Origin of the sequence: Streptomyces sp. NPDC089424 (genome assembly GCF_044749345.1) — a bacterium.
GTDB lineage: Bacteria > Actinomycetota > Actinomycetes > Streptomycetales > Streptomycetaceae > Streptomyces.
Map to the genome: position 1 here is coordinate 1 of NZ_JBIVHU010000004.1, position 26838 is coordinate 26838.

Annotated in this window: 17 protein-coding genes, 2 tRNA genes and 1 riboswitch; of the genes, 9 read left to right on the forward strand and 10 right to left on the reverse strand. The window is 73.1% G+C overall.

Going from position 1 to position 26838, the window contains the following annotated elements; translation table 11 throughout:
• Positions 1-408 precede the first annotated feature (408 nt).
• Positions 409-957, reverse strand: coding sequence for a MarR family winged helix-turn-helix transcriptional regulator (locus tag ACIP2X_RS19625; protein ID WP_401674527.1), 549 nt, complete (start codon positions 955-957; stop codon positions 409-411).
• Positions 958-1095: 138 nt separating this feature from the next.
• On the opposite strand from ACIP2X_RS19625, the gene ACIP2X_RS19630 reads away from it, so the two are divergent.
• Positions 1096-2373 carry an MFS transporter gene (locus ACIP2X_RS19630; RefSeq protein WP_401675802.1) on the forward strand — a complete coding sequence of 426 codons (1278 nt, stop codon included), beginning with the start codon at positions 1096-1098 and terminating at the stop codon, positions 2371-2373.
• A gap of 47 nt (positions 2374-2420) precedes the next feature.
• Here the strand turns inward: ACIP2X_RS19630 and ACIP2X_RS19635 are convergent, their stop codons facing one another.
• Positions 2421-4067 carry a SpoIIE family protein phosphatase gene (locus ACIP2X_RS19635; protein WP_401674530.1) on the reverse strand — a complete coding sequence of 549 codons (1647 nt, stop codon included), beginning with the start codon at positions 4065-4067 and terminating at the stop codon, positions 2421-2423.
• A gap of 245 nt (positions 4068-4312) precedes the next feature.
• Complete coding sequence (locus ACIP2X_RS19640; RefSeq protein ID WP_401674532.1) at positions 4313-5680, reverse strand: NAD(P)/FAD-dependent oxidoreductase; 1368 nt, start codon at positions 5678-5680, stop codon at positions 4313-4315.
• 403 nt (positions 5681-6083) lie between these two features.
• On the opposite strand from ACIP2X_RS19640, the gene ACIP2X_RS19645 reads away from it, so the two are divergent.
• Positions 6084-6827, forward strand: coding sequence for a TetR/AcrR family transcriptional regulator (locus ACIP2X_RS19645; protein WP_401674535.1), 744 nt, complete (start codon positions 6084-6086; stop codon positions 6825-6827).
• Between the two features lie 253 nt (positions 6828-7080).
• Positions 7081-9081 carry a sigma-70 family RNA polymerase sigma factor gene (locus tag ACIP2X_RS19650; RefSeq protein ID WP_401674538.1) on the forward strand — a complete coding sequence of 667 codons (2001 nt, stop codon included), beginning with the start codon at positions 7081-7083 and terminating at the stop codon, positions 9079-9081.
• Positions 9082-9084: 3 nt separating this feature from the next.
• On the opposite strand, the gene ACIP2X_RS19655 is transcribed toward ACIP2X_RS19650, so the two are convergent.
• Complete coding sequence (locus tag ACIP2X_RS19655; RefSeq protein WP_401674540.1) at positions 9085-11175, reverse strand: asparagine synthase-related protein; 2091 nt, start codon at positions 11173-11175, stop codon at positions 9085-9087.
• A 744-nt stretch (positions 11176-11919) separates the two neighbouring features.
• Between ACIP2X_RS19655 and ACIP2X_RS19660 the strand changes: the two genes are divergently transcribed.
• The 4 genes from ACIP2X_RS19660 to ACIP2X_RS19675 all read left to right on the forward strand — a co-directional run bounded on the left by ACIP2X_RS19660 (position 11920) and on the right by ACIP2X_RS19675 (position 17435).
• Positions 11920-13344: an MFS transporter gene (locus ACIP2X_RS19660; protein WP_401674543.1), complete on the forward strand. Its 1425-nt coding sequence runs from the start codon at positions 11920-11922 to the stop codon at positions 13342-13344.
• A gap of 79 nt (positions 13345-13423) precedes the next feature.
• The gene (lhgO, locus tag ACIP2X_RS19665) at positions 13424-14662 is read left to right on the forward strand and encodes an L-2-hydroxyglutarate oxidase (RefSeq protein WP_401674546.1); all 1239 of its coding nucleotides are present in this window, start codon (positions 13424-13426) and stop codon (positions 14660-14662) included.
• A 601-nt stretch (positions 14663-15263) separates the two neighbouring features.
• The gene (gene trmB, locus ACIP2X_RS19670) at positions 15264-16082 is read left to right on the forward strand and encodes a tRNA (guanosine(46)-N7)-methyltransferase TrmB (RefSeq protein WP_401674549.1); all 819 of its coding nucleotides are present in this window, start codon (positions 15264-15266) and stop codon (positions 16080-16082) included.
• A 42-nt stretch (positions 16083-16124) separates the two neighbouring features.
• Positions 16125-17435 (forward strand): PrsW family intramembrane metalloprotease, encoded by a 1311-nt coding sequence (locus ACIP2X_RS19675; protein WP_401674552.1) that lies wholly within the window; start codon positions 16125-16127, stop codon positions 17433-17435.
• A gap of 111 nt (positions 17436-17546) precedes the next feature.
• Here the strand turns inward: ACIP2X_RS19675 and ACIP2X_RS19680 are convergent, their stop codons facing one another.
• The 4 genes from ACIP2X_RS19680 to ACIP2X_RS19695 all read right to left on the reverse strand — a co-directional run bounded on the left by ACIP2X_RS19680 (position 17547) and on the right by ACIP2X_RS19695 (position 21764).
• Positions 17547-18593 (reverse strand): M23 family metallopeptidase, encoded by a 1047-nt coding sequence (locus tag ACIP2X_RS19680; RefSeq protein ID WP_401674555.1) that lies wholly within the window; start codon positions 18591-18593, stop codon positions 17547-17549.
• 11 nt (positions 18594-18604) lie between these two features.
• Positions 18605-18784: riboswitch (cyclic di-AMP (ydaO/yuaA leader) on the reverse strand.
• 215 nt (positions 18785-18999) lie between these two features.
• On the reverse strand, positions 19000-20250 hold the full coding sequence (locus tag ACIP2X_RS19685) for a PP2C family protein-serine/threonine phosphatase (protein ID WP_401674558.1): 1251 nt from the start codon (positions 20248-20250) through the stop codon (positions 19000-19002).
• A 158-nt stretch (positions 20251-20408) separates the two neighbouring features.
• Positions 20409-20482, reverse strand: a tRNA-Met gene (locus tag ACIP2X_RS19690).
• A 133-nt stretch (positions 20483-20615) separates the two neighbouring features.
• Complete coding sequence (locus ACIP2X_RS19695) at positions 20616-21764, reverse strand: dihydrofolate reductase family protein (protein WP_401674561.1); 1149 nt, start codon at positions 21762-21764, stop codon at positions 20616-20618.
• Between the two features lie 124 nt (positions 21765-21888).
• Between ACIP2X_RS19695 and ACIP2X_RS19700 the strand changes: the two genes are divergently transcribed.
• Together ACIP2X_RS19700 and ribA are read left to right on the forward strand one after the other, a co-directional pair.
• The gene (locus ACIP2X_RS19700; protein WP_401674564.1) at positions 21889-22401 is read left to right on the forward strand and encodes a MarR family winged helix-turn-helix transcriptional regulator; all 513 of its coding nucleotides are present in this window, start codon (positions 21889-21891) and stop codon (positions 22399-22401) included.
• A 109-nt stretch (positions 22402-22510) separates the two neighbouring features.
• Positions 22511-23170, forward strand: a complete 660-nt coding sequence (ribA, locus tag ACIP2X_RS19705) for a GTP cyclohydrolase II (RefSeq protein ID WP_401674567.1) — start codon at positions 22511-22513, stop codon at positions 23168-23170.
• A gap of 85 nt (positions 23171-23255) precedes the next feature.
• Here ribA and ACIP2X_RS19710 read toward each other — a convergent pair.
• Together ACIP2X_RS19710 and ACIP2X_RS19715 are read right to left on the reverse strand one after the other, a co-directional pair.
• Positions 23256-23328: transfer RNA gene (locus ACIP2X_RS19710), tRNA-Lys, on the reverse strand.
• Positions 23329-23533: 205 nt separating this feature from the next.
• Complete coding sequence (locus ACIP2X_RS19715; RefSeq protein ID WP_401674570.1) at positions 23534-26617, reverse strand: FG-GAP repeat domain-containing protein; 3084 nt, start codon at positions 26615-26617, stop codon at positions 23534-23536.
• Positions 26618-26838 lie beyond the last annotated feature (221 nt).

The following is a 26838-nucleotide window of genomic DNA, read 5'->3' on the forward strand; positions in this document are numbered from 1 at the left end:
CTTCCTTTGTACTCACCCGAGAATCTCTCTCGCGGCTTTCCTCCGGGCGCTTCCCTTCGGTCTTGCGTTTCCGACTCTATCAGATCTTTTCTCGACCTGATCCCCAGTCAGCGGGGTTTGTCTTCCCGGCCCTTCGGCCGTTCCGACGTCTCAAACCTTAGCGGATCCTCTCGGTGATTCCCAATCGAGCCGATCGGGGTCGTCGAGTCCCATTCGGAATTCAATTCGGGCATGCCGAAATTGTTCCCGTGGGAAGGTCGTGCTGGTGGTTTGATTGCCGCTCGCGCGGCGGGAGGTGCTGCCGGAGAACCGTTACGGCTCCGCGGCAACCCGAAGAACTTTACGGATCGGGCGGGCCACTGTCAAGCACCGCCTGTCCATCCCCTCGTAAGGAGCGGGAAGCCCTGGTCAGTCCAGGTCGCTGAGGCGACCACCCGCGTCCGGCTGCGCGTGCTCCACCCGGCGGAGGAGCCTGGTGAGGACCTCGCCGAGGGCAGTCCGGTCGTCCGGGGACAGGTCCTGGAGGAGGTCCTCCTCGAAGACCGTCGCGAGGCGCATCGCCTCCAGCCACTTCTCGCGTCCCTCGGCGGTCAGCTCCACGATCACGCGTACCCGGTTGTTCTCGTCCCGCTCCCGGGTCACCAGCCCCTCGGCGACCATGCGGTCGATCCGATGGGTCATCGCGGCCGGCGTGAGGCCGAGACGCTTCGCGAGTTCGCTGGGGCCCATCCGGTAGGGGGCGCCGGAGAGGACGAGTGCCTTGAGGACCTCCCACTCGGCGTTGCTGATGCCGAGGGCCGCGGTCTGGCGGCCGTAGGCGACGTTCATACGGCGGTTGAGCCGCGACAGCGCCGAGACGATCTTCTCGACCTGCGGATCCAGGTCCTGGAACTCGCGCTGGTAGGCCGCGATCTGTTCTTCGAGGGTCGGCTCTGCGGCTCCGGGGGTGTCGCCCATGGATCGAGTATGGCACGGGCCCGTTGGCGTTGAAGTCCTTCTGTATGTACTCTTTACATTCGAAGTTTAGCTTCGAAGTCTTCAGTCCTAACCTCTGGAGACTTCACGATCCTGAGAGAGGTGAACGTGACCAGGGCGATGGGCGCAGCGATGCGCCGGATCCACGTGGGTAACGCACTCAGCGCCTTCGGGCTCGGCTTCACCGTCCCCTATCTGTACGTCTATGTGGCGCAGGTGCGGGGACTGGGGGCCATGACGGCGGGGCTGGTGCTCGCCGTCTTCGCCGTTGCCGCGCTGATCGTGCTGCCGTTCGCCGGGCGTGCCATCGTCCGGCGCGGCCCGCTGCCGGTTCTGCTCGCCGCCCTGGTCACCGCCGCCGTGGGGGCGCTGAGCCTGGGGCTCGCGAGCAACGCGACCGCCGTACTGCTGTCGGCGGCGGCGCTCGGTGCCGGGCAGGCCGTGATGCAGCCGGCGCTGGCGACGATGATCGTGGACTGCTCGTCGGCACAGACGCGGTCGCGGGCGTTCGCGACGCAGTTCTTCCTGCAGAACCTCGGGCTCGGCGTGGGCGGGCTCATCGGAGGGCACCTCGTCGACGCCACGCGGGTGTCGTCGTTCACGCTGCTGTTCGCGATCGAGGCGGCGATGTTCCTGCTGCTGGTCGTGGTGATGGCGACCGTGCGGATGCCGCGCTCGCCGCGGATCGAGGAAGCCCCCGCGGCCGCCGCCTCCGCGAAGGGCGGCTGGAAGCAGCTGCTGGGGAACCGGGCGATGGTGCAGCTGTGCGTGCTCGGGTTCGTGCTGTTCTTCGCCTGCTACGGACAGTTCGAGTCGGGGCTCAGTGCGTACGGCGTCGAGGCCGCCGGGATCTCCACGTCCGCGCTGGGGACCGCGCTGGCCGCCAACACCGCGATGATCGTCGTGGCGCAGTTCCTGGTGCTGAGGTTCGTCGAGCGGCGCCGGCGGTCACGGATGATCGCCCTCGTGGGACTGATCTGGGCCGTGGCCTGGCTCACCGCGGGGTACGCCGGGCTGGGGCACGGCAGTCAGGAGATGGCGACGGCCGCCTTCGTCTCGACGTACGCGCTGTTCGGGCTCGGTGAGGCGATGCTGTCGCCGACGGTGGCCCCGCTCGTCGCCGATCTGGCGCCGCGGGGGATGGCGGGGCAGTACAACTCCGCGTTCGCCCTGGTGAAGCAGCTGGCGCTGGCCGTCGGGCCGGCGGTGGGCGGGCCCATGGGGGCCTCGCTGCACGCGCCGTACATCGTGACGTTCCTGCTGTTCTCGCTGGGCATCACCGTGCTGGCGGTGCGGCTGGGGCGGCAGCTGACCGAGGCGCAGGACCAGCCGTGGCGGGCGCGCAGCCGTGTCGTCACCCGGGGCGGGGCCCAGGAGCCGGTGCCGGCGGAGGCGTAGCCCTCGCCGGGGCCACGCCGTCGGGCGGTGTCAGGTCGTCCGAGGGGTCATGCCTGCTTGTTCGGCAGGGCGAACTCGCACCACACCGCCTTTCCGCCGCCGGGTGTTCTGCGGCTGCCCCAGGCGGAGGCGATCGTCGCGACGATCGCGATGCCACGGCCCGACTCGTCGCCCGGTTCCGCCCGGCGGCGACGGGGCAGGTGGTCGTCGCCGTCGGTGACCTCGACGATCAGACGGCGGTCGGTGCGGCGCAGGCGCAGCCGCATCGGTGGGGTGCCGTGCTGGAGGGAGTTGGCCACCAGTTCGCTGGCGGCCAGGACGCCCAGGTCGTGCAGCTCGGCCGGGAAGCGCCAGCTGCTGAGGACGCCGGAGGCGAAGGCACGCGCGCGGGGGGCCGCTTCGACGCCGCCGAGCAGTTCCAGCGCGGCGTTGCGGAAGAGCTCGCCGTCGGCGCCGGTGCGCGCCGGGTGCTGGAGGACCAGGACGGCCACGTCGTCGTCGTGGTCGGCGGTGACGCCGGCCGAGCGGAGCAGGCGGTCGCAGATCACCTGGGGCGTGCCCCTGGCCCCGGCCAGGGCGCGCTGGAGCGCCTCGATGCCCTCGTCCAGGTCGGCGTCCCGGCGTTCGACCAGGCCGTCGGTGTAGAGGACGGCCGTGGATCCGGGGGCGAGCGGGACCGAGCCCGAGGCGTGCATCCAGCCGCCGGTGCCGAGCGGCGGGCCGTTGGGCTCGTCGGCGCGCAGGACCGTGCCGTTCTCGTCGCGGACGAGGATGGGGAGGTGGCCCGCGGACGCGTACACCAGCCGGCCCTCGTTCGGGTCGTGCACCGCGTACACGCACGTGGCGATCTGGTTGGGGTCGATCTCCGTGGCGAGGCCGTCGAGCAGCTGGAGGACCTCGTGCGGAGGGAGGTCGAGGCGGGCGTAGGCGCGGACGGCGGTGCGGAGCTGGCCCATGACCGCCGCGGCGCGCACGCCCCTGCCCATGACGTCCCCGATCACCAGGGCGGTGCGGCCGCCGCCGAGGGTGATCACGTCGTACCAGTCGCCGCCGACCGCGGCTTCCGTGCCGCCCGGCTGGTAGGCGACGGCGATGCGCAGGTCGTCCGGCTGTTCGAGTTCCTGGGGGAGCAGTGACCTCTGGAGGGTCACGGCCGTCTCGCGCTGGCGGCGTTCGCTGGCTCTGACCCGCTCGGCGGCCTCGGCGTGGTCGGTGACGTCGGTGGCGAAGACCAGGACGCCGGCTCCTTCGCCGTCGGCCACCGGGGTGCAGGTGAAGGTGTAGGAGCGGCCGTCGGGGGCCTTGCGGGACTTGACCGTGCGGGGCTTGCCGCTGCGTAGGACCTGCTCGAGGAGGGGCAGCAGGCCGAGCTCGCGGAGTTCGGGGAGCGCGTCGCCCGCCGGTTCGCCGACCTGGCGGCCGCCGAAGGCCGTGGCGTAGGCGTCGTTGACGTAGGCGAGGCGGTGGTCGGGGCCGTGGACGAGGGCGACGAGTGCGGGGACGCGCTCCAGGACCTCGCGCACGGGCAGTTCGTCGACGGCGGGCGTCGACGGCGGGTCGTCGGTCAGCTGTTCGGCGCGGGCCGCGGGAACGGAGCCGTCCCCGCGGCGGTCCGGCGTGACCGCCTGGTCGGTCCGCGCTGCGGCGCGGCGCTGCGTTCCGGGGAGCCGGGCGCTCCAGCGCGTGAAGTTCACGAATCCTTGCCTCGTGTAGTCGTCGTCGACCGGCTCCGGACCTGGCCCGGTCCCCCGGGGGTGGCACGGCGGTGGCCGTGCCGTGTCATGACCCCTGGGAAGTGCAGCACTTGGGAAAAGCCTCGTGGGTTCGGTGGCCGGGGTGGGCGTCGGGCCGCCCCGGCGCGGGGACCAGTCTGGCAGTGTGGCCGACCGGGCCGACATCCGTCAGACGCGGGGGTGGCCGTAGGAGTTCCTCGGGAAGGTCAGGTCGACCCCTTCGGGTCGTAAGGAGGCTTTCCACCGGCCGCGAGTTCGAACTCCGCTCGGGGATGTTCGAGTGAACCGAGGGAGACGATCTCCCGTTTGAAGAGGCCGGCGAGGACCCATTCGGCGAGCACGCGCGCCTTGCGGTTGAAGGTCGGCACCCTGCTCAGGTGGTAGGCCCGGTGCATGAACCACGCGGGGTAGCCCTTCACCTTGCGCCCGTAGACGTGGGCGACGCCCTTGTGCAGTCCGAGGGAGGCGACCGAGCCGGCGTACTTGTGCGCGTACGTCCGGAGGGGTTCGCCGCGCAGGGAGCGGACGACGTTGTCGCCCAGAACCTTCGCCTGGCGGAGCGCGTGCTGGGCGTTGGGGGCGCACTCCGCGCCGGGCGCGCCGGCCGTGACGTCGGGGACGGCGGCGGCGTCACCGGCGGCCCACGCGTGCGCGTGCCCCTCGACGGCAAGTTCCGGGGTGCAGCGCAGGCGGCCCCGGCCGTTGCGCGGCAGGTCGGTGGCGGCGAGCAGGGGGTGGGGTTTGACGCCGGCCGTCCAGACGACCGTGCGCGTGGGGAAGCGCTGGCCGTCGCTGAGCACCGCCACCCGGTCCGCGCAGGACTCCAGGCGGGTCTCCAGGAGGACCTGGATGTTGCGGCGGCGCAGCTCGGTGATGGTGTAGCGGCCGAGTTCCTCGCCCACCTCGGGGAGGATGCGGCCGGTCGCCTCGACGAGGATCCACTTCAGGTCCTCGGGGCGGATGTTGTGGTAGTAGCGCGTGGCGTAGCGGGCCATGTCCTCCAGCTCGCCGAGGGCTTCGACGCCGGCGTAGCCGCCGCCGACGAAGACGAAGGTGAGGGCCGCGTCGCGGATGTCGGGGTCACGGGTGGAGGAGGCGATGTCCATCTGCTCGAGGACGTGGTTGCGCAGGCCGATGGCCTCCTCGACGGTCTTGAAGCCGATGCCGTGGTCGGCGAGGCCGGGCACCGGCAGGGCCCGCGAGACCGAACCGGGGGCGAGGACCAGTTCGTCGTACGGCAGCGGTTCGAGGCCGGCGCCCTCCTCCTCGGTGGCGAGGGTCGCGAGGGTCGCCAGGCGTTTGGCGTGCTGGACGGAGCGGACCTCGCCGACGATCACCCGGCAGTCGGGCAGGACGCGGCGCAGGGGCACCACGACGTGGCGCGGGGAGATGGAACCGGCGGCCGCCTCGGGGAGGAACGGCTGATAGGTCATATATGGGTCGGGGGTGACGACCGTGATCTCGACCTCGCCCCGACCGAGCTCCCGCCTCAGCTTCCGCCGCAGGCGCAGGGCCGTGTACATCCCGACGTAGCCGCCGCCGACAACGAGAATGCGCGCACGTTCCTTCACCATCCCATGACGCACCCGGCGCTTGCGTTTGTCCACAGCCTCGACAATTTGTGTGACCGGGCCGGGAGCGAGCCCATGGTTGGCCGAAACGACCGGCCGTGCGGGAGTCGCGCAGGTCAGGAGGTGTAAGCCGGGTGGAGCAAGGGGGCGCAATCGGGACGTATACGACCCGTACTCCGATCGGGGGGCGCTCCGTGCGGAACCTGCCCCTTCTGAATTGACTGCCTCTCAACTATGTTCGTGTGTCGACGGGGTGTAGGGGGATGCGCTCGTCGGTTCTCGGGTTCGCGACGGGCGGCCCGGTGGCCCGGCGGGCAGGCTCGCGGTAGGGGCCTGTTCCCGGCGCTCCGGCTGCCGAATGCGGGGAGTGTCTCCGGGGGGAGACATCATTACCGGGGGATTTCGTATGCAGATTCAGGACTCTCGTTGGTCATCCGCGACTGCCGTCGCACCTGGTGGCGCGGTCGCGGCGGCGAGCAACGGACGCGGGGACGGCCCGCGGACCGCGCCGCTGCGGGTGGACGCACAGCGCAATCTCGAACACGTACTGCGGGCCGCGCGCGAGGTCTTCGGCGAGCTCGGCTACGGCGCGCCGATGGAGGACGTGGCACGCCGCGCCCGCGTGGGCGTCGGCACGGTGTACCGCCGCTTCCCGAGCAAGGACGTCCTGGTGCGGCGGATAGCCGAGGAGGAGACCTCCCGGCTGACCGACCAGGCCCGGGCGGCGCTCGGTCAGGAGGACGAGCCGTGGTCGGCCCTGTCGCGCTTCCTGCGCACGTCGGTGGCGTCCGGCGCCGGGCGGCTGCTGCCGCCGCAGGTGCTGCGGGTCGGCGTCACCGAGGAGGACGAGCTCGACGGGGCGCGCGTGCCGCAGCAGCGGACCCAGTCCGGCGGCGGTGAACTGCGGCTGGTGCCGGAGCCGTCGACGGCCGGGGACGACGCCGGTGCGGCGGCACTGCTCGACGTGGTGGGTCAGCTCGTGGAGCGGGCGCGCGCGGCGGGCGCACTGCGGCCGGACGTGTCGGTCTCCGACGTCCTGCTGGTGATCGCGACGGCGGCACCGGCGCTGCCCGACGCGGCGCAGCAGGCGGCGGCCTCGGCACGGCTGCTGGACATCCTCCTGGAGGGCCTGCGGTCGCGGCCGATGTGACGGCGGGCGTGGGCGTCACCCGCCCACGCCTCGTCCGCACGTCTTCCGCACCCGGACCGTGCTTCCTCCCCTGCCCGACCCGGTTGCCCGGGTGGTCTGTTGCCCGCCCCGAACGGCTGAGTCCTAGCACTGGCTCACGACCGGCCGCCACGGACGGGTGGATGGTTCCTGCGACCACCTCCTGAACAAAAGCCAATATGGCAACCTGGCCCCTGATCGGGACGGGTTGGGCAGGCGGCGGGGGCTTTCCGCGATGAGTTTTGACGGGCGGGACGGGTCACGCGGTGACCGGGACGGGTCACGCGGTGACGGGGACGGCGAGGCCGGCGGCCTGCCCGCGCCCCAGGTGCCGGCACAACGCGACCGGCGGGAGGACGGCGTCCTGCCGCCGCCGATCGAGCTGCCACCCTCCGACGCCGAGTTGCTCGGCCGGATGCGCGCGGGCGACGACAGCGCCTACGAGGAGCTGTACCGCCGCCACGCGGAGGCCGTACGCCGGTACGCGCGCACGTGCTGCCGTGATCCGCACACCGCCGACGACCTCACCGCCGAGGTCTTCGCGCGCGTGCTCCAGGCGGTGCGCGGCGGACACGGCCCGCAGCACGCCGTACGGGCCTATCTGCTGACCACCGTCCGGCGCGTGGCCGCGAACTGGACGAACACCGCGCGACGCGAGCAACTGGTGGACGACTTCGCGGTGTTCGCCGCCGAGGCCGGCCGGGCCTCCGAGGTGTCCGACACCGACACCATGGACCTGGGCGCGGACGTGCGGGCCATGCACGCCGCCGAACAGTCGCTGGCCATGCGGGCGTTCCGTTCGCTGCCGGAGCGCTGGCAGGCCGTCCTGTGGCACACCGAGGTCGAGGAGGAGTCGCCGAGCGAGGTCGCCACGCTCTTCGGGCTGGACGCCAACGGCACCCGTGTCCTCGCCAGCCGCGCCCGCGAGGGTCTCAAGCAGGCCTATCTCCAGGCCCATGTCAGCGCCACGCTCACCAGCGACGAGGAGTGCGCCCGCTACGCCGACCAGCTCGGCACGTACGCCCGGCGCAGGCTGCGCACCCGGGCCGAGCGGGGGCTGCGCAAGCACCTGGAGGAGTGCGCGAAGTGCCGGCTGGCGGCGAGCCAGATCGAGGACCTCGCGAGCAGCATCCCCGCAGTGGTGCCGGTCGCCGTCATCGGCTGGTTCGGCGCCGCCGGTTACGCGAAGGTGGCCGGGCTCGTCGCGGGCGGAGCCGGGGCGGCCGGGGCGGCGGGGGCCGTTTCCGCCGCGGGCGGCGCGGCGGCGGGCGGCTCGGGAGCGGGTGGGGCGGCTGCCGGCGGCTCGGGAGCGGGTGGGACGGCTGCCGGCTCGTCCGGTGCGTCCGGTGCCGGCGGCGCGGCGGCGGGCGGCTCGTCCGGCGGGGGCGGCGGGGGCGGCGCGGCGGCGTCGGAGGGCCTCGGAGCGCCCGTGAAGGCAGGGATCGCCGCGGGCGTCGTCGCCACGGCGATCGCGGTGGTGGCCCTAGCCCTGGCAGGCGACGACCAGCCCGCCGACGGCAAGCCGGCCGCCAAGCCCCCCGCCTCGGCCCCGGCGGCCCAGCCCGAACCGCCCACGCGCACCCCGTCGGAACCGGCCCCGCAGCCGCCCCTGGCACCCCCCGCGCCGCCCGCGCCGCCGGTCGTGCCGGCGGCCGACCCGCCCCCGAGGCCCACCCCCTCCCCGGCCCCCAAGCCCAGCCCCGCACCCACGCCCCCGCCCGAGCCGTCCCCGACACCGCCGCCGTCCCCCACCCCGACGCCGGCCCCGACTCCGCCTCCGGCGCCCGCGCCTCCCCAGCCGCCCGCCTCGTACCACCTCGGCGAACTCGCGTACGACGTCGTGGGCGACGGCACCGAGCCCGAACTGCGGCTGAGCGGGAGCAGCTGGGTCTGGCAGCGCCACGGCCTGTCGATCGGCGGGACGCGGTACGCGCACGGGGTGACCGTGCACGCCCGGTCGTCCGTCACCGTCGACCTCAATCGCGCGTGCACCTCGTACGAGGCCCTGGTGGGCGTCGACGACTCGACGCTGGGCCTGGGGCGGGTCCACTTCTCCGTCTACGCCGACGGCACCCTGCTCTGGAAGTCCGGACTGATCCGGGGCGGGGACGCGGCGACTCCCGTGGAGGTGAACCTCACCGGGCACCGCACGGTGCGCCTGGTCGTCGAACCGCACGGCCCCTTCGACAGCCTGGCCGTGGCGGACTGGGCGGACTCGAAGTTCCGGTGCGGGTGACGCTCATCCGCCGGACGCCAGTGCCCCCCGGCGTGGTGTGATCCCCGAGGGCACCGCACGCGCGCGTGCCGGTGTCCCGGTCCAGCAGGTGCCCCGCCGGGCCAGCAGCCGCCGTAGCCACAGCTCCAGGGACACGAGGTCCGCCAGGCCGTCCAGGGGGAGCGGCTCGCCCTGGGTGGCGGCGCGCAGTGCCTTGCGGACGACGCGTGCCTCGACCAGGCCCGCCTCCGCCAGCAGGGGCGTGTCGAACAGCGTCATCAGGGAGTCGACCGCGACCCGGAGGCCGGCCCGGGCGGCGGCCGCAGCCGGGGCGTGGGAGGGCGCGCCCCAGCCGGGCGGGAGCTCGGTGACGCCGGCGCCCTGCAGGACCCTGCGCAGGATCGAGGCGCGCGCCCCGGGCTGGACCCGCAGGGCCTCCGGCAGGGCGCGGCAGGCCCGGACGACCTGGTTGTCGAGGAAGGGGGCGTGCAGGCGCTGGAAGCGGATCTCGGCGGCCTGTTCGAGTACCCGGATGTCGGCGGCCGTGCGGGCGAGGGCGGCCCGCGCGCGGAAGTCGCCCGGCCGCTGGCCCGGTCCGAGCCCGGCGCCGGAGCGATGGGTGGCCCCCTGCAAGCGAATCGATACTTCAGCCAGTGCCTCTCCCGTCAGCCATCGGGCCGCCGGACCGGGCCTGGCCCAGGTCAGCGCGGCGAGTGAGGCACCGACCGCGCCGCCGGGTTCCTCGAAGCGCTTCTGCAGCAGCCGCTCGGCGAGGTGCTCCAGGCCCGACCCGTAGGGCGTGCGGGCGAGCCGCCGGGCCGCGGCGTACACGCGCGCGGGGACCAGTACGGACCCGTCCGCCTTCGCGAGGGCGGCCACCGGCCGGACCAGATGGCGCCTTTGGCGGTCCATCAGCAGGTCGGCGAGGCGGGCCGGGTGGGCGTCCAGCACCTGGCGGGCGCCGTAGCCCGTGAGGTGGTCCGCGCTGCCGGACGCGAGCCGGGCGCGGTGCCGGGCGGCCGTCACCAGGCTGGCGCCGGGCTCGTCGGTCAGGGGGCCTTCCAGGGCGGCGTACGGCAGGGTCTCCTCGCCGCCCGCCACCACCACGTGGTGGAAGCGCGGGTTGGCGGCCAGCGCTCCGGCCCGCTCCAGTTCGGCCTCCCGGCCGCCCACCGCCAGATCGTTGAAGGTGACCGCCAGCAGCCGCTCGCCGGCCCCCGTGCCGTGTCCCAGCACCGTCCCCGGCCTCCCGGGCAGCCCGGCCGCCAGCAGCGCCAGCGTCCCCGAGGCGGACCCGCCCGACAGATCGGCCCCGATGCCGGGCACCGGCATCCCGCGCGCGGCACGCCGTTCGGCGGGGCCCATGCCGGGGACGGGCCCGGGGTCGATGTCGGCGCCGGGCACGTGCCGCGGGGCGGCGAGGCGGGCGCGCACGGCCTCCACCAGGGCGTCACGGACGGCGTCCACCGCGCGGTCGGGGTCGGCGGGCGGCGCGGCGACGGCCAGCGAGGCGACCTGTTCGTAGCCGGCGACCTCGCGGGCCCCGGCGCGCAGGATGAGCGCGTGTCCCGGCGGGATGCGGCGCACCCCGTCGTACGGGGTGGAGTCGTGCAGGGCGGCCGGTACGTCGGGGGCGGCCAGCAGGGCGGCGAGGTGGCCGAAGTCGAGGTTGGCCTCGATGAGGTCGGCCAGCGGCAGGGCGGCGGTCGCGTAGGCGGTGCCGCCCGCCCAGGGGGTGTGGAAGACGGGTCTCGCGCCCGCCAGATCGCCGCAGACCGTGATGCGCCGGCCGGCCTGGACGACCGCCGTGTAGCTGCCCGGCCAGGCCGTCAGATGGCGAAGTGCCCCTCCGCGCGCGGTGAACAGTCCGAGGCGCAGCTCCTCGTCGCTGGCGCCGCAGGTGCCGAGGACGGCGATGCGGGTCTGGGCGTCGGCGGAGACCAGCCGGACCTCGTCGGGACGCCAGTCGCCGACGGCCCACAGCGGATCCGGGTCGCCCCAGAGGAGTTGGGAGCCGACGGGGTGCAGGGTCTCGCCGTCGAGACCGGTCGCGCCCGCCGAACCGATCCGGGCGGCTCCCGCGGCGGTGCTGCTCCACCCCACCAACCACCGCATCGACGCCTCCACAGGCTGTGGACAACCAGTGCACCGAACGAACCGGTTCACCATGCTGCCACGAAGAACGCGCCGCAGAGCGGCGGCGGTGCCGCTTGTGATCCCCTGAATGCGCCCCGCGCACCGCCTCGCGCGACCCCGGAACATCCCGGAGATACCCCGGAATCCGCCCGCTGACGCATCGCGGCTGCCCCAACAGCCGCTGGCCGTACGGCAACCGCGACGCGAATGCGCCCCTGATACGCCCCCCGTAGAACACCAACGCGCCCTCAAACCCCGTGGTGGACGCGGAAATACCGCACAGGAGGCGAGGTTGATTTTCGGCCAAATCGACACCGGGCAGGTGCACGTGCATACGCTTCGTGCACGCTCCGTACAGGCTCTGCGCACCGATCGGGCAGCGCACGGTCCGGGAGGCGGAGTTCGCCTCCCGGACCGGTCCACCGCCCGCGGGGATTGAGGCGGCGGTATCCCCCAGCCCACTGGTCCAGTACAGCGGGCCGACCCACGCACAGCCATGGAACCGCTCCCCCGATGGCCGGAGAAGAGCGCACGGACGGGCGCACGGCCACACAACGGGAGCACGCCACAACTGTGCGTATCGGGACCGTACTTCCGTACGGACCACAATCCCGCCATCCGGAACAATGCCCCTTAACGCTTGGGATGCGGCGAACTACGCTGGGTTTACGAATGCCGCGTGGTTATGCCATCGCGGCAGCCGTCTGTGTCGAGGGGTGGCGCATGTCCAGGGAGCAACGCGGGCCGAACGAAAAGCTCGGCGCCGTTCTCGCCCTCGCGGGAATCAGCAACGCGGGACTCGCACGACGCGTCAACGACCTTGGCGCCCAGCGCGGGTTGACGCTTCGCTACGACAAGACCTCGGTCGCGCGCTGGGTGTCGAAGGGCATGGTGCCGCAGGGTGCCGCGCCCCACCTCATCGCGGCCGCGATCGGGCAGAAGCTGGGCCGTCCGGTGCCGCTCCACGAGATCGGGCTGGCGGACGCGGATCCCGCGCCGGAGGTGGGCCTCGCCTTCCCCAGGGACGTCGGGCAGGCGGTGCGTTCGGCGACCGACCTGTACCGCCTCGACCTGGCCGGGCGCCGGGCCGGCTCCGGCGGCATCTGGCAGTCGCTCGCCGGCTCGTTCGCGGTGAGCGCGTACGCCACGCCCGCCTCACGATGGCTGATAACCCCGGCCGACAGCTCGGTCGCGCGCGAGGTGAGCCCGGCCGAGGGGTCCGGCGCACCGGCCAAAGTCGGCCACAGCGATGTGCAGAAGCTGCGCGAGGCCGCGGAGGACGCGCGGCGCTGGGACTCCAAGTACGGGGGCGGCGACTGGCGTTCGTCGATGGTGCCGGAGTGCCTGCGGGTGGAGGCGGCACCGCTGCTGCTCGGCGCCTACTCCGACGAGGTCGGGCGGGCGCTGTTCGGGGCGAGCGCGGAGCTGACCCGGCTCGCCGGGTGGATGGCCTTCGACACCGGCCAGCAGGAGGCCGCGCAGCGGTACTACATCCAGGCCCTGCGGCTCGCCCGGGCCGCGGCGGACGTGCCGCTCGGCGGCTACGTCCTGGCCTCCATGTCCCTCCAGGCGACCTACCGGGGCTTCGGCGACGAGGGCGTCGACCTCGCGCAGGCCGCGCTGGAGCGCAACCGCGGTCTGGCCACCGCGCGCACGATGAGCTTCTTCCGCCTGGTCGAGGCACGCGCCCACGCGCGGGCCGGTGACGCGCAGGCGGCCGGTGCGGCCCTGAAGGCGGCGGAGAGCTGGCTGGAGCGCTCGCGCGACGGGGACAACGACCCGTCCTGGCTGGGTTTCTACTCCTACGACCGTTTCGCGGCCGACGCCGCGGAGTGCTACCGCGATCTGAAGGCGCCGCGCCAGGTGCGGCGGTTCACCGAGCAGGCGCTGTCGAGGCCGACGGAGGAGTTCGTCCGCTCGCACGGGCTGCGGCTCGTCGTCTCCGCGGTCGCCGAACTGGAGTCCGGGAACCTCGACGCGGCATGTGAGCAGGGGGTGCGGGCGGTGGAGGTCGCGGGGCGGATATCGTCCGCGCGGACCACGGAGTACGTGAAGGACCTGCTGCACCGGCTGGAACCCTACGGGGACGAGCCCCGGGTGGTGGAGTTGCGGGAGCGGGCCCGGCCCCTGCTGATGACCCCGGCGTAGGGCGTCGCGCGGCGCGCCGGGCGACGCCCCCGCGGCCCCGTGGCGGGCCGGCGGGTTTGAGGGCGTTGTCAGTGGCGCAGTGCACTATCGAGAGCGGGAGGTGGTGCGGGTGCGGGCCGTCGCTTACGACTGTGACGTGCTGGTGATCGGCGGCGGGATCGTCGGCCTGTCGGCGGCGTACGCCCTCACGCGCGCCGCACCCGGGACGCGGGTGACGGTGCTGGAGAAGGAGGCCGGTCCGGCCCGGCACCAGACGGGGCACAACAGCGGCGTCATCCACAGCGGGATCTACTACCGCCCCGGCTCGCTCAAGGCGCGGTACGCGGTGCGGGGCGCGGCCGAGATGGTGAAGTTCTGCGCGGAGTACGACATCGCGCACGCGGTCACCGGCAAGCTGATCGTCGCCACCGAGCGCGCCGAGCTGCCCCGGCTGCACGCCCTGGTGCAGCGCGGGCGGGAGAACGGCATTCCGGTGCGGGAGCTGGTCGCGGGGCAGATCACGGAGTACGAGCCAGGAGTGCGGGGACTGGCGGCCATACAGGTCGGGACGACCGGGGTGTGCGACTTCGTCGCGGTCGCGCGGCAGCTGGCCGAGGCGTCGGGCGCCGAGATCCGCTACGGCGCGGAGGTGCAGCGCATCGACCGGCGCCCGGACCTGGGGGTCGCCGTGCGGACGGCGGACGGCGACGTGGTGCGCGGGCGGGTTCTGGTGAACTGCGCCGGGCTGTACTGCGACGAGATCGCCCGGATGACCGGCGACGATCCCGGCATGCGGATCATCCCCTTCCGGGGGGAGTACTACGAGCTGGCGCGGCCCGAGCTGGTGCGGGGCCTGGTCTATCCGGTCCCCGACCCGGCGTTCCCCTTCCTCGGCGTGCACCTCACCCGCGGCATCGACGGCGGCGTCCACGTCGGTCCCAACGCCGTCCCGGCACTCGCCCGCGAGGGCTACGACCGTGGGGTGGTCCGGCCCCGTGAGCTGGCCCGGACGCTGGCCTGGCCCGGAGCGTGGCGGATAGCGGGCCGGCACTGGCGCTACGGGGGCGGGGAGCTGTGGCGCTCGCTGTCCAAGGCCGCGTTCGCCCGGGCCGTACGCAGACTGCTGCCCGCGGTGACGGAGGAGGACCTGGTCCCGTCGGCGGCCGGGGTGCGGGCCCAGGCGGTGCTCCGGGACGGCACGCTGGTGGACGACTTCCTGATCCATGAGGGCGCCCGCGCCGTCCACGTCCTGAACGCGCCGTCCCCGGCGGCGACGGCGTCCCTGCCGATCGGCCGGGAGGTGGCCCGCCGCGCCCTGAACACGCTGAACCACATCTGACGCCCCCCACCGCCCACGCCAACACCAGCACGCCCCGGCCACCCACACGCGCCCACGGTGCAGCCACCACGCCCTTCGACCCGCCCACCGGCGCCACACCCCCGCTGCCCTCCACGCCCCGGCGCCCGCACGCGCCCGCCGCCCCCACGCCCGGCACCCGCAGATCCCGGCTGCCCGCACACCTGACCCCTGCACACCTCCGCCGACTACACGCGCCGGCCGCCCCGTGCCTGGCCGCCCGCAAACTCCGACTGCCGCACACGCCTGCCACCCCCACGCGTGGCGCCCGCAGATCCCGGCTGCCCGCACACCCCTGCACACCTCCGCCGACCACGCGCCGGCCGCCCCGATGCGTGGCCGCCCGCAACCCCCGGCCACCCGCACACGCCCACTGCCCGCACACCCCCGACCTGCACGCGCCCGCCGCCCCGGACCTGTGCCCGCCCCTGCCGGCCCCGCCACCCCGCGCCTGCCGCCCGCACCCCACCGCACCCACACCCTCGCCGCCCCACCCCACCGTCGTCCCCGCCGCCCCCGACTCGACGAGCGTCGGGAACGCCACGGAGTCGCTCGGCTCCGACCCCGTAAAATCGACCCCACTGTGTCTGACTCGCTGAACACCCCCGAAGCCCCTCACCCCACCCTCGATGCCGTCGCCGGACGGGTGCGGGTCAAGGGGGAGCCGCGTTTTCCGGACGGCCCGAAGGCGGACCCCGCCGGGTCGCACTTCGAGCGGCGGATCCGGAGTTTCCAGCCGCGGCGGAGCCGGGTGACGGCGGGGCAGGCGGACGCCTTGCAGCGGCTGTGGCCCCTGTGGGGACTGGACATCGACGGCTCGCGGGTCCTGGACCTCGCCGAGCTGTACGGCAACGACAACCCCGTCGTGCTGGAGATCGGCTTCGGCATGGGCGAGGCCACCGCCCGGATGGCCGCCGCCGACCCGGACACCAACATCCTCGCCGTGGACGTCCACACCCCCGGCCAGGGCAATCTGCTCAACCTGGCCGACCAGAGCGGCATCGGCAACGTCCGGGTGGCCAACGGCGACGCGATCATCCTGCTGCGCGAGATGCTCCGCCCGGACTCCCTCGACGGGCTGCGCGTCTTCTTCCCGGACCCCTGGCCCAAGAAGCGGCACCACAAGCGGCGGCTGATCCAGCCGGACTTCCTCACCCTCGCCGCGACCCGTCTGAAGCCGGGCGCGCTCGTGCACTGCGCGACGGACTGGGAGCCGTACGCGGAGGTGATGCTGGAGGTGCTCACCGCGCACCCCGCGTTCGCGAACACCCGGCCCGGCGGAGGTTTCGCGCCACGTCCCGGCTTCCGCCCCCGCACCCGTTTCGAGGGGCAGGGCCTGGAGAAGGGTCATGTGGTGAACGACCTGCTCTTCCGCCGTGTGCGCCGCGAAGGTCAGCCATAAAACCTGCCCTCGTTCGCCTCCTCGCTCGTTAGGGTCAATGCCGTGGCGACCAGTCCCCCGTACCCGACGCACCCCGGCATACCGGCCGGCGGCACCCTGCGGCACGCGCACTGGTGGCACAGGCGGTGGGTGCGGTACGGCGCGCTGATCACGCTGCTCACCCTGTCCGGCCTGGTGATCCTCGCCCTGGTCCGCGAACAGACCGGCACCGAGGGCTTCCTCGTCGGACTCGGCCTCGCGATCCTGCCCGTGCCGCTGCTGATAGCCGTCTTCCGCTGGCTGGACCGGGTCGAGCCCGGACCCTGGCGGAACCTGGTGTTCGCCTTCTCCTGGGGCGCCTGCGCCGCCGCGCTGGTAGCGATCATCGCCAACAGCTTCGCGACCCGGTGGATAGCGACCGCGACCGCCGACCCGACCAGCGCGGACACCTGGGGCGCCACGGTCATAGCCCCGGTCGTCGAGGAGTCCGCGAAGGCGGCCGCGATCCTGCTGCTCTTCCTCTTCCGGCGGCGCGATTTCACCGGCATCGTGGACGGCGTGGTGATAGCGGGCGTCACCGCCACCGGCTTCGCCTTCACCGAGAACATCCTCTACCTCGGCACCGCCTTCGGCACCGACCAGCTGGCCGGTCACAGCGGCATCGCCTCGGTGACCGCCGCGACCTTCTTCGTGCGGGTCATCATGTCGCCGTTCGCGCACCCCCTGTTCACGGTGCTCACCGGCATCGGCTTCGGCATCGCCGCCCTCGCCGGGGAACGCCAGCGACTGCGCCGCGTCCTGCTGCCCCCGGCCGGGCTGCTGCTCGCGATGGGCATGCACGCCTTCTGGAACGGCTCGGCGACCTTCGGCGACTACGGCTTCTTCGCGGTGTACGGCGGCTTCATGGTCCCCGCGTTCGGCCTGCTGACCTGGCTGGTGATCTGGACGCGCCAGCGCGAGCTGCGGACCGTCCGTGAGGAACTACCGGCCTATGTCGTCGCCGGCTGGCTCTCGCCCGCCGAGCCGTTCGCCCTCGGCTCGATGCGGGCCCGCCGGCTGGCCCGCGAGTACGCCGGCCACCACCTCGGCAGACCGGCGGGCCGCACGGTCGCGCAGTACGAGGCGTACGCCACGTCTCTCGCCTTCCTCCGGCGCCGGGGCCGCCTGGGCCGTGCCCGCGCGGACTTCGTCGTACGGGAAGGCGAGCTGCTCCAGGAGCTGTGGAACCGCCGGGACATCGCCCGCCCGGCCCTGGAGTACGCGGCGCGGGCGACCGCTCCGCCCGTGCCGGTGCTGCTGCCGCCGGTCCACGGCTGGGCGCCCGTGCACGGGCCGGCGACGCCCTACCCGGCGTACAACCCGTACCGGACGTAGGGCGAGGACGGCGGCGCGGGGGCGCCCCGGACAGACGAAAACCGGCAGTCCTGACGTCGGGGGGTTGCCGTCAGGACCACCGGAGTTCGCGTCGGACCCGGGTCGGGAGCCTCAGGGGGTGAGGCCCTTGCTCTGCAGCCAGGCCATCGGGTCGATGCCACCGCCGCCGGTGTGCACCTCCAGGTGCAGGTGGGCGCCGGTCACGTTGCCCGTCGCGCCCACACGGCCGATCACATCGCCGGTGGCGACCTTCTGGCCGACACTGACGCCGATCGACGACTGGTGGGCGTACCAGATCTCGGTGCCGTCGTCGAGGGTCAGCACGGTCTTGTAGCCGTACGAGCCGTTCCAGCCGGCCTCGGTGATGGTGCCGCTGTGCACGGCCTTGAGAGGCGTACCGGTCGGCGCGGCGAAGTCGAGACCCGTGTGGTACCCGGAGGACCACAGGGCGCCGGCCTGGCCGAAGGTGGAGGTGAGGGTGTACGACGAGGTCGGCAGCGTGAACTGCTTGGCCAGCGCGGCGAGCCGCTCGGCCTCGGCCTTCTGCCGGGCCTCCTCCTCGGCCTTCGCCTTGGCGGCGGCGGCCTTCTCCTTGGCCTCCTGCTCCGCCTTGGCGGCGGCCTCGGCGGCGGCCTTCTCGGCGGCGGCCACGGCCTCCGCGGCGGCCTTGCTCTCGACCTGCTCCTGCTGCTGCTCGGCCTGCGCGATGATGCGGGCCCGCAGCGTCTCACCGGCGTCGGTGGTGCCCTCCGCGGTGTCCACGGTGGCCGTGGCGAGGCTGCTGAGCGGAGCGGTCGCGGTCTTGGTGTCGGCGGAGCCGGAGTCGTCGTCGGAGATCAGCGAGCCGACGTTCGGCAGGTCGGGCATCGAGATCGACACCGGCGGCTTGCCGGTGTTGGCGCTCGCCATGCCGCCCGCGCCGACCGCGGCTATGACACCGACGCCGAGAACGGTGGAGCTGCGGGCGAGTCCGCCGCCGCGCTGCTTGCTGACACGATGCCGGCCGCGTACGGGAAGGAGGGTCTCCGCGCTGGGATTCCACTCCTCCCACGGCCCCTCGTCGGTGCGCGGCGCGCCGTAGACGAATGTGTCGGTGCCGTCGGCGGTGCGCTGCTGCGGCACGAACGGGGCCTGTGGGGCAGGCCGGTTGGACGCCACGTGGGCGTGCTCCTTTCCTTCCTTCTCGCCTACCGGGTTAGCTGACGGGTTCGGAGCAGGAAGGTCTCCTACGCGCGTAAATCAGCCGTACTGCTACGGCGACATACGCCCGATTCACCCCAATGTGGTGGTTCCCCGGTTCCCTTGTGCGGCCGGTGAGGGCCTCGCGCGGGATTCGGCGCGTGCGCACGGAGCCGCCTCTTGTGACGGCTGGGACGACCGCGCTGCGTTATCGGACGTTAATAGAACCGGGGCCTGATTTCCAAGCTGTTCCACTTGATCATTAACGCTTTCTGTCGGGACGTACAGGTCTATGAACGGCGAAAATCGGGCGAGTTGACCGTCATTCGGAGTCATCTCCACATCTGACGGTGTGTCAGTCGTTATGCGGAGGGCTCTCGTTCGATCACCCGGGGTGACACTCGTCGGCCGGCCGCCGGACCGCGAGCAGCGCCATGTCGTCGGTGGTGCCGCCGCCGCTGTGCAGGCGTACCTCTTCGGCCACCGTGCGCAGCAGTTCGCCGGGGCTGGGAAAGGTCCGGCCGGCAAGGCGGGCAGCGGGGTCGTAGAAGGCGCCGTGCGCGTCGCGGGCCTCGGACAGGCCGTCGGTGTACAGCAGGAGCGTCGCCCCGCCCGGGAAGGGGCACGCCTGCGCACGGTCCGGCCAGGTGCCCAGCTCACCCATCCCGAGCGGCAGCGCCGGATCACGGGCGGGCAGCGTGCTGACCGTGCCGTCGGCGTGCAGCATCAGGGGCGGTGGATGGCCGCGGTTGAGGATCCGTACGACCCCGTCGTCGTGCGGGATCTCGGCGAGGACGGCGGTGGTGAAGCCCTCGAAGGCGTCGATCCCGTCCCGGCGGGTGCCCTCACGCGCCAGCGCCCGCTCCAGCCGCTGCGCGACCGCCTCCAGCGTCGTCTCGTGCTCGGCCGCCTCCCGGAACGCCCCGATGACCACCGCGACCGCGGCGACCGCCCCCATGCCCTTGCCCCGCACGTCCCCGACCACCAGTCGCACGCCGAACCTGCTGTCCTGCACGGCGTAGAGGTCCCCGCCGATGAAGGCGTCGGCCTGGGCGGCCTCGTAGCGCGCGGCGATCTCGAACCCGCCGATCCGCCCGACCGGCTCCGGCAGCACCGCCAGCTGGGCGGCCTCGGCGATCTCCCAGGCCGAGTCGAGGCGGGCGTGGCTGCGCCGGACGAGCACGTTGATCAGGACGGCGAGGAGGGAGACGGTGACCACGGTCGCCAGCTCGGTGAGCGACTCCACCTCCGTGACCTCGTCGAACCGGAGGTCCAGGCCGAGGACCACGAGCACGGCCGCCACCCCGGTGAGGATCGTGGCGCGGCGGGACAGCAGCGGGGCGGCGATCAGCGGGGCGGCGGTGAACAGGGGCGCGCCGGTGAAGCCGCGGGGGGTCATGTAGTCGTAGCCGCCGCCGATCACCAGGAGCAGGGCGGGCAGGACGCGGACGAAGGTGCCGGCATAGGAGATCGGCCGTGTCTCGGGTGGCGGCAGGGGCGGTACCGGGCTCTCCGACGTGGGGAGGTCGTCCGGGTCGCCGGGGACGGAGGCAGGGTCCCTGGGGGCCGGGTCGCCGGGGACGCGGCCGCCGGATCCGGCGTACGGCCCCTCTCCCTCTGCCTCCGCAGGCCGCACTGTCGTCTCCCGTTACGCAGGTCACCGCACCTGTCCAGGGTTCCTGGAGTGGCGGCCCGCTACCAGCCGGGCGGGCCGACCGGATGATGGGCGCGAGCGTGCCGGGAAGCGACTCGGGGCCGGAATCCATGATCTGGATTCCGGCCCCGGGCCTTCAGTAGCGGGGACAGGATTTGAACCTGCGACCTCTGGGTTATGAGCCCAGCGAGCTACCGAGCTGCTCCACCCCGCGTCGGTAGACACCAGTGTACGCCATGCACGGGACGCTCCGCGCCAGGGTTTCCCGCCGCCCTCACCGACCAGCTCTTTCCGCGCTCGCGGTGCGATCACACCGCCTGGTGCCGCTCACCCCCGCCTGGTGCCGCTCACCCCGCCTGGTGCCGCTCACCCCGCAGGTGCCGATTGGGCGCCTTGGCCTCCTCCTCGTACTCCGGAACCACCGCGACCTCCACCCCGGCCGCCGCCAGCGTCCCGCTCCCGTCCGCGTCGCGCACGAAGGTGTCCGGCTCCCGCCAGGCCGTGACCACGCGCCCCACCCCGGCGTCGAGGATCAGCCGCGCGCAGGGGCGGGGCCGGGAGGCGCGGCGGGTGCAGGGCTCCAAGCTGGTGTAGACGGTGGCCCCGGGCAGCCGGGGGTCGGCCGTGTCGATCTTCGCGAGCGCCGCCTCCTCCGCGTGGACGACCGGGTCGCCGCCCTCCCGGGAGTGTCCCCGGGCGAGTTCGGTGCCGTCCCGCGCCACCACCACCGCGCCGACGCTGAACGCCGTGTCCGACGGCGGACACAGCGCCGCCAGCTCGCAGGCCAGGGCCAGCCAGCGGCGGTCGGCGGCCGAGGCGAAGCTGCCGGTGCCGGGGGCGGTCGGCTCGTAGCGCATCAGGACGACGTCCTCGATCCGCCGGGACTCGGCCAGGCGCAGTCGCCCGGACGGGTAGGCGCCGGGCCCGAAGAGCCGGGGCGCGGCCGGGTCGCCGACGAAGAGGGGGGCGAGCACCAGCTGGATCTCGTCCGCGAGGCCCTCCAGGAGGAGCTGGGTGTGCAGGGTGCCGCCGCCCTCGACCATCAGGCGACGGACGCCTCGTACGTCGTGCAGGTGCGCCAGGACCGCGCGCCAGTCGACGGTGTCGCCGAGCGCGACCACGTCGGCCGCCACGGGGTTCTCCGCCAGGCGCCGGGCGCCCTTCGTCGTCGTGTACACCACCTTCTCGCCGCCGGTGTGCCAGAAACGGGCGGCGGGGTCCAGGTCGCCCGTGCCGCTGACCGTGACCTTGAGGGGGTACTCCGGCCTGCCCGCCGCCGTCCGGGCCGCCCGGCGGTCCGGGGAGTTGACCAGCAGCCGCGGGTTGTCGGCGCGGATGGTGCCGGCGCCGATGAGGATCGCGTCGACGGAGGCCCGTACCTCGTCGACCCGGTCGAAGTCGGCGGGGCTGGACAGGAGGAGGCGGTCGGGGCCGGTGTCGTCCAGGTAGCCGTCCAGGGAGACGGCCGCGGACAGGAGGACGTAGGGGTAGGGCATGGGACGCGCTCCGCCTCGGGTCGGGGTCGGGGACCGGCGGCCTGCCGGCCGGGGGGCCGCGTGCCTGGTGGCGCGCCGGCCCGGGCTATGTGATTCAAGTTTTAAGCAAAACTACACTGGCGGCATGACGACTCGCTGGCTCACCCCGCAGGAGCAGCGCGCCTGGCGCGCGTACATGGGGGCCACCCTTCTCCTCGAGGACGCGCTCGACCGGCAGCTCCAGCAGGAGGCCGGTCTGCCGCACATGTATTACTCCATCCTCGCCAATCTCTCCGAGGCCCCGGAACGCCGGCTCCGGATGACCGATCTCGCCGAGCACCTGAAGATCACCCGCAGCAGGCTGACGTACGCCGTCACCCGGCTGGAGAAGGACGGGCTGGTACGGCGCGAGGACTGCCCCTGGGACAAGCGGGGGAGCGTGGCCGCGCTGACGGAGGAGGGGATGGCCACGATCGAGCGGCTGGCGCCGGGACATGTGCGGACGGTGCGCGCGACGCTGTTCGACCATCTGACCCCGCAGCAGGTGGGCCAGCTGGAGGAGATCTTCACGGGGGTCGCGCAGGCGTTGCAGGGAGAGGACGAGGGGGGCGCGTCGGGCGATGTGCCCTGGCGGCGCCGGTCGTCGCCCTGCTCCTGAAGCCGGTCGGGACCGCACAAGGGCTGTTTGCTTTAACTTTAAAGCATGGGGTAGGGTCGCCGATCAAGAGGCTGCTTCAAAACTGAAACAACCGATCCCGGAGACCCGTATGCCCGACTTCACCGCCGCCACCGTGCGCGCCCGCGTCCGGGTGCCGCTGCGCTTCCACGACGGTTACAGCGTCGACGCCGACCTGGTCACCTTCCACGGTCTGGCCGACGGCCAGGAACACGTGGCCGTCGTCCTCGGCGAGCCCGGCCCCCGCCCCCTGGTGCGCCTGCACTCCGAGTGCCTGACCGGCGACGTCTTCGGCTCGGCCCGCTGCGACTGCGGCCCCCAGCTGCGCGAGGCCGTCGAGCGCATCGCGACCCGCGGCGGGGTGCTGCTCTACCTCCGCCAGGAGGGGCGCGGCATCGGCCTCTACAACAAGCTCGACGCCTACGCCCTTCAGGACCAGGGCCTCGACACGTACGAGGCGAACACCGCGCTCGGCCTCCCCGAGGACGCCCGCGACTACACGGCTGCGGCCCAGATGCTCGGCGCCCTGTCCGTGACGGACCTGGACCTGCTGTCCAACAACCCCGACAAGGCCGAGCAGCTGCGCGGTCTCGGCGTGGCCGTCCACGAGCGCGTCCCCACCGGTGTCTTCACCACCGCCCACAACGTCCGCTACCTGCGCGCCAAGGTCCTCCAGACCCAGCACACGCTGCCGCTGGCGGAACTGACCGGAGAGCTCGCACTCGCGCCCGCGCACGCCGCGTGCGGCTGACGGCGGATCAGCGCGCCGGGACCCGGCTCGACTTGAGGAACACACCAGCCCCCGGCTCGGATCCTGCGAGCCGGGGGCTGTCCTGTAGGCCCTGTGGGACTCGAACCCACAACCAATGGATTAAAAGTCCACTGCTCTGCCAATTGAGCTAAGGGCCCAGGCGATGTTGCCTCCCCGAGCATAGCCGGAGGAGGCCGCGTCGCCGATCGGGTATCCGGGAGACAGGGCCGGGTGCCTGAAGGAAGGGTCCGGAAGCGCTGGAGATCCACCGGTTCGCGAGCCGAGACGGGCACCGGACGGGCACCTGACGAGCACCCGACCGGCACCCGTCAGGCGCCGCCCCCGCGACGCGCCGGTCACCGCCTAGAACAATCCCTTGTAGTCCTGCCAGCCCGTGCTGATGCGTGCGCGGGTGCCGAAGGAGCCCTTGCCGGTGCCGGGGATCCGGTAGAGCGCGCCGGTGGTGTCGCGTGCGATCAGGTCGGCCGCGCCGTCGCCCGTGACGTCGCCGGCGCCGACGACGACGTTGTAGTTGACGCCCCAGGCGGGGGACAGCTTGACCCGGGAGGCGAAGGTGCCCTTGCCGGTGCCGAAGTAGCGGTAGAGCGCGTTCGTCGTGTCCTGGGCGACCAGGTCGCCGATGCCGTCGCCGTTGAGGTCCCCGGCGCCGACGACCTTCTTGTACGTCTTCCAGTTGTCGTAGAGCTTCACGCGCGGGGCGAACGTGCCGGTGCTGGTGCCCTTGTAGAGGTAGACGCCGCCGGTGGCGGTGTTGCGGGCGATCAGGTCGGGGCGGCCGTCCTTGTTCACGTCGCCGGGCGAGGTGAGGACGTTGTACTGGTTCCAGCCCGTGCCGGTCGCGATGGTCGTGTAGGAGGTCGACGGCTTCAGCGGGGCGCCGCAGTCCGGCTTGTACAGCCGTACCGTCCCGCCGCTGTACTTGACCAGCACGTCGTTGCAGCGGTCGCCGTCCATGTCACCGACCGGCACCGCCTTCACGCTCGTCGGCCAGCCGGTGCCGGTGAGCTTCTCGGTGAACCCGCCCCTGCCCGTGCCCTGGTGGAAGGTCAGACCTCCGGAGGAGCTGAGGCTCAGCAGGTCACCGACGCCGTCCACGATGCCCGACGGGCCCATGTGGTCGTGGCGCACCGGGCTGCCGTCGTACAACCGGACGGTGCCGCGGGTCTCCAGCGGGCCGCCGACGCCGTCGGCGGGGTTGACGGTGAGTGTCCAGTCGTAGGTGCCGTTGGGGAGACGGCCGCCGGTCGCCACGTTGCCGTCCCAGCCCACCGTCAGCTCGCCGCGGACGGACTCCCTCTCCCGCTCGTGGACGTCGACGGTCCTGCCGGTGACCTTGTCGCGCACGGTCAGTCGCCAGCCGGCCGCGGGCTTGGACAGTTGCAGCGTGGTCACCGGGTCCAGGACGGCGTCGACCTCCCGGGCCTGCACGGAGGTGGCGTTGCGTGCGGGGCGCAGCAGGCGCAGCGGCTGCTGCGGCACGCCGGAGGGAACGAGGTGGACGCGTTCCTGCGCGTCGACGTAGGCGGCGTTGCCGCCCGCCTCGTCCACCGTCCAGCGCACGTCCCGCTGCGAGACACCGGTGTCGGGCAGGTCGCCGATCACCCGGCTCACGGGCGGGCCGTCGGCGACCGTGGTGAGCGTCAGCTTCCCGGCGGCCCGGTCGTGCGTGACGACGTAACCGTCGCCCAGCTCGGCCTCGCCCGTGGGCACCGGCACGGACTTGTTCGCCGTCCGGTCGAAGACCCCGGCGCGTCCGTCGCAGGCCCAGTACAGGAAGCGGCCCAGCGCCTGGAGTTCGTCCGGGGTGCAGCCCGCGTCCGTGGTGAGGGTCTCGGTGGTCCGGCCGGTGACCAGGTCGTAGGCGGTGACGCTGCCGGGGGTGGCGCCCGCGCTCCACAGCACGGAGCCGGACAGCGCGGCGGCCACGGGCGTACGGATGAGCTCCGGGGCTCCGTCGTCGCCGATCCAGTACACCGTCTGCTCGGTGGCCGTCCGGTGGATCAGGTAGTCGCCGGAGACGTCGGTGATCCGCCCCCCGGCCGGTACCGTGCGCTGCCAGGGGCCGGACGGACCGGCGACGCGGATCACGTCCTGCTCGGCCGAGCGGTGCTCCAGCCACGCGATGTTGCCGTCGGCCGAGGCACGGACGGGGGCGCAGGCGTCGTCGTCGACCGGGCAACGGCCGACGACGACGCTGGAGTCGGTGAGGGGAGCGGCCGAACCGAAGACCGGGGTGCCCGTCGGCGCGACCGTCCGGGTCCGGGCGACACGGGTACCGGTGGCCCCGCTACTGGTGCCGTAGTCCGTGACGACGAGCCTGCCCTGGTCGAGCGAGAGTCCCTGGATCGCGAACGACGGCTTGCCCAGGGACTTGATCTGCGTCACGACGGGCCGGCCGTCCGGGCCGGGCTGGATGCGCTGGACACCCCAGTCGTCCGTGCCGGTACGACCGATGACCACGGACGTACCGTCGGACGCGGTGGCGATGCCCGGGCTCGACGACGTGAAGAGGGTCACCTCGGGACCGCCGGCGATGGGCCTGGCGTAGGACCCCTGGACCAGCCAGTCACCGACCACGGTGAGTTCCTGCGTCGGGTTCATGCCGCCGTCCCGCAGGGTGACGCGGACCGGGTCGGCGGCGAGGTCGGCACGGTCGTGGACGAGGACGGTCGGGTCGCTGGGGTTGTAGAGGACCAGGTGGTCCTCGGTGATCCGGACCTTGAGATAGGGATCGGCCGACGGGGCCGTCCAGCTCCGGACGCGGCCTGTCGTCGTGTCGACCTCGACCACCATGGACTCCCAGGTGCCCGTCAGCCCGGCCCGGAACAGCACCGTCTCGCCGTACCTGCCCAGCGGGCGGGCCATCGTGTATTCCTCGGGCAGCCCCGTCACCGTCATGTCGCGGGTGCTGCCGTCGGGCTCCGGGGACAGCAGGTGGGTCTCCCGCCGGGTCGTCCCGTCCTCCTCCTGCGTTCTCCGCTCCGCCACCACCACGTCGTCGTAGGCCGTGAGGCTGCCCATCTCCATGTCGTCGGGGACCCGGACCGTGCGGGTCGTGCCGTCGGCCGCGTTCCACAGGTCGACGTGGTGGTCCGCGTAGATGTACGCGATGACGTCGCCGACCGGGCGGAACCGGCTGTAGCCCGTCGGGTGCACGACCTTCACGGATCTGCCGTCCGCGTACCGCGTCCAGACCAGACCGGAGCCTTCCAGGGTGTGGAACACGCCCTGGGCTCCGGCTCCGTCGGCGCCGGAGCCCGTGATCTGGAGCGTCGCCCCGAGGTACGTGCTCCGCAAGGTCGCCGGCACCACCGTCTCCTGCGGCGTGTCCGCGACGGCGGTACCCGGCAGCAGTGGGGTCAGTCCGCCGGCCAGGACGGCGCAGGCGGCGACGAGACGCAGACGTGTGAAGCCATGGCGAGCCATGAGGGTCCCTCCCCGGGAGAACGGAGACGGTCCCGGCACCACCACGGCACCTCCGGCCCCCCGGCCGTCACACCCGTCTCACGAAAACGGTTGATGCTACAACCGCCTCCGCCCCCTGGGGAAAGGCATTACCTACCGCTCTTACCTGCTGTTCACCGGCCTGACCACGGAAAGCCGTGACCCCCCACCGACGGATCGGTGGGGGGTCACGGCTCGGATCA

Excerpts from the sequence above, each read along its gene's own strand:
- ACIP2X_RS19625 (WP_401674527.1), bottom strand. The coding sequence starts at position 957 with ATGGGCGACACCCCCGGAGCCGCAGAGCCGACCCTCGAAGAACAGATC.
- ACIP2X_RS19630 (WP_401675802.1), top strand. The coding sequence starts at position 1,096 with ATGGGCGCAGCGATGCGCCGGATCCACGTGGGTAACGCACTCAGCGCC.
- ACIP2X_RS19640 (WP_401674532.1), bottom strand. The coding sequence starts at position 5,680 with ATGGTGAAGGAACGTGCGCGCATTCTCGTTGTCGGCGGCGGCTACGTC.
- ACIP2X_RS19645 (WP_401674535.1), top strand. The coding sequence starts at position 6,084 with ATGCAGATTCAGGACTCTCGTTGGTCATCCGCGACTGCCGTCGCACCT.
- ACIP2X_RS19650 (WP_401674538.1), top strand. The coding sequence starts at position 7,081 with ATGAGTTTTGACGGGCGGGACGGGTCACGCGGTGACCGGGACGGGTCA.
- ACIP2X_RS19655 (WP_401674540.1), bottom strand. The coding sequence starts at position 11,175 with ATGCGGTGGTTGGTGGGGTGGAGCAGCACCGCCGCGGGAGCCGCCCGG.
- ACIP2X_RS19660 (WP_401674543.1), top strand. The coding sequence starts at position 11,920 with ATGTCCAGGGAGCAACGCGGGCCGAACGAAAAGCTCGGCGCCGTTCTC.
- ACIP2X_RS19695 (WP_401674561.1), bottom strand. The coding sequence starts at position 21,764 with ATGCCCTACCCCTACGTCCTCCTGTCCGCGGCCGTCTCCCTGGACGGC.
- ACIP2X_RS19700 (WP_401674564.1), top strand. The coding sequence starts at position 21,889 with ATGACGACTCGCTGGCTCACCCCGCAGGAGCAGCGCGCCTGGCGCGCG.
- ribA (WP_401674567.1), top strand. The coding sequence starts at position 22,511 with ATGCCCGACTTCACCGCCGCCACCGTGCGCGCCCGCGTCCGGGTGCCG.
- ACIP2X_RS19715 (WP_401674570.1), bottom strand. The coding sequence starts at position 26,617 with ATGGCTCGCCATGGCTTCACACGTCTGCGTCTCGTCGCCGCCTGCGCC.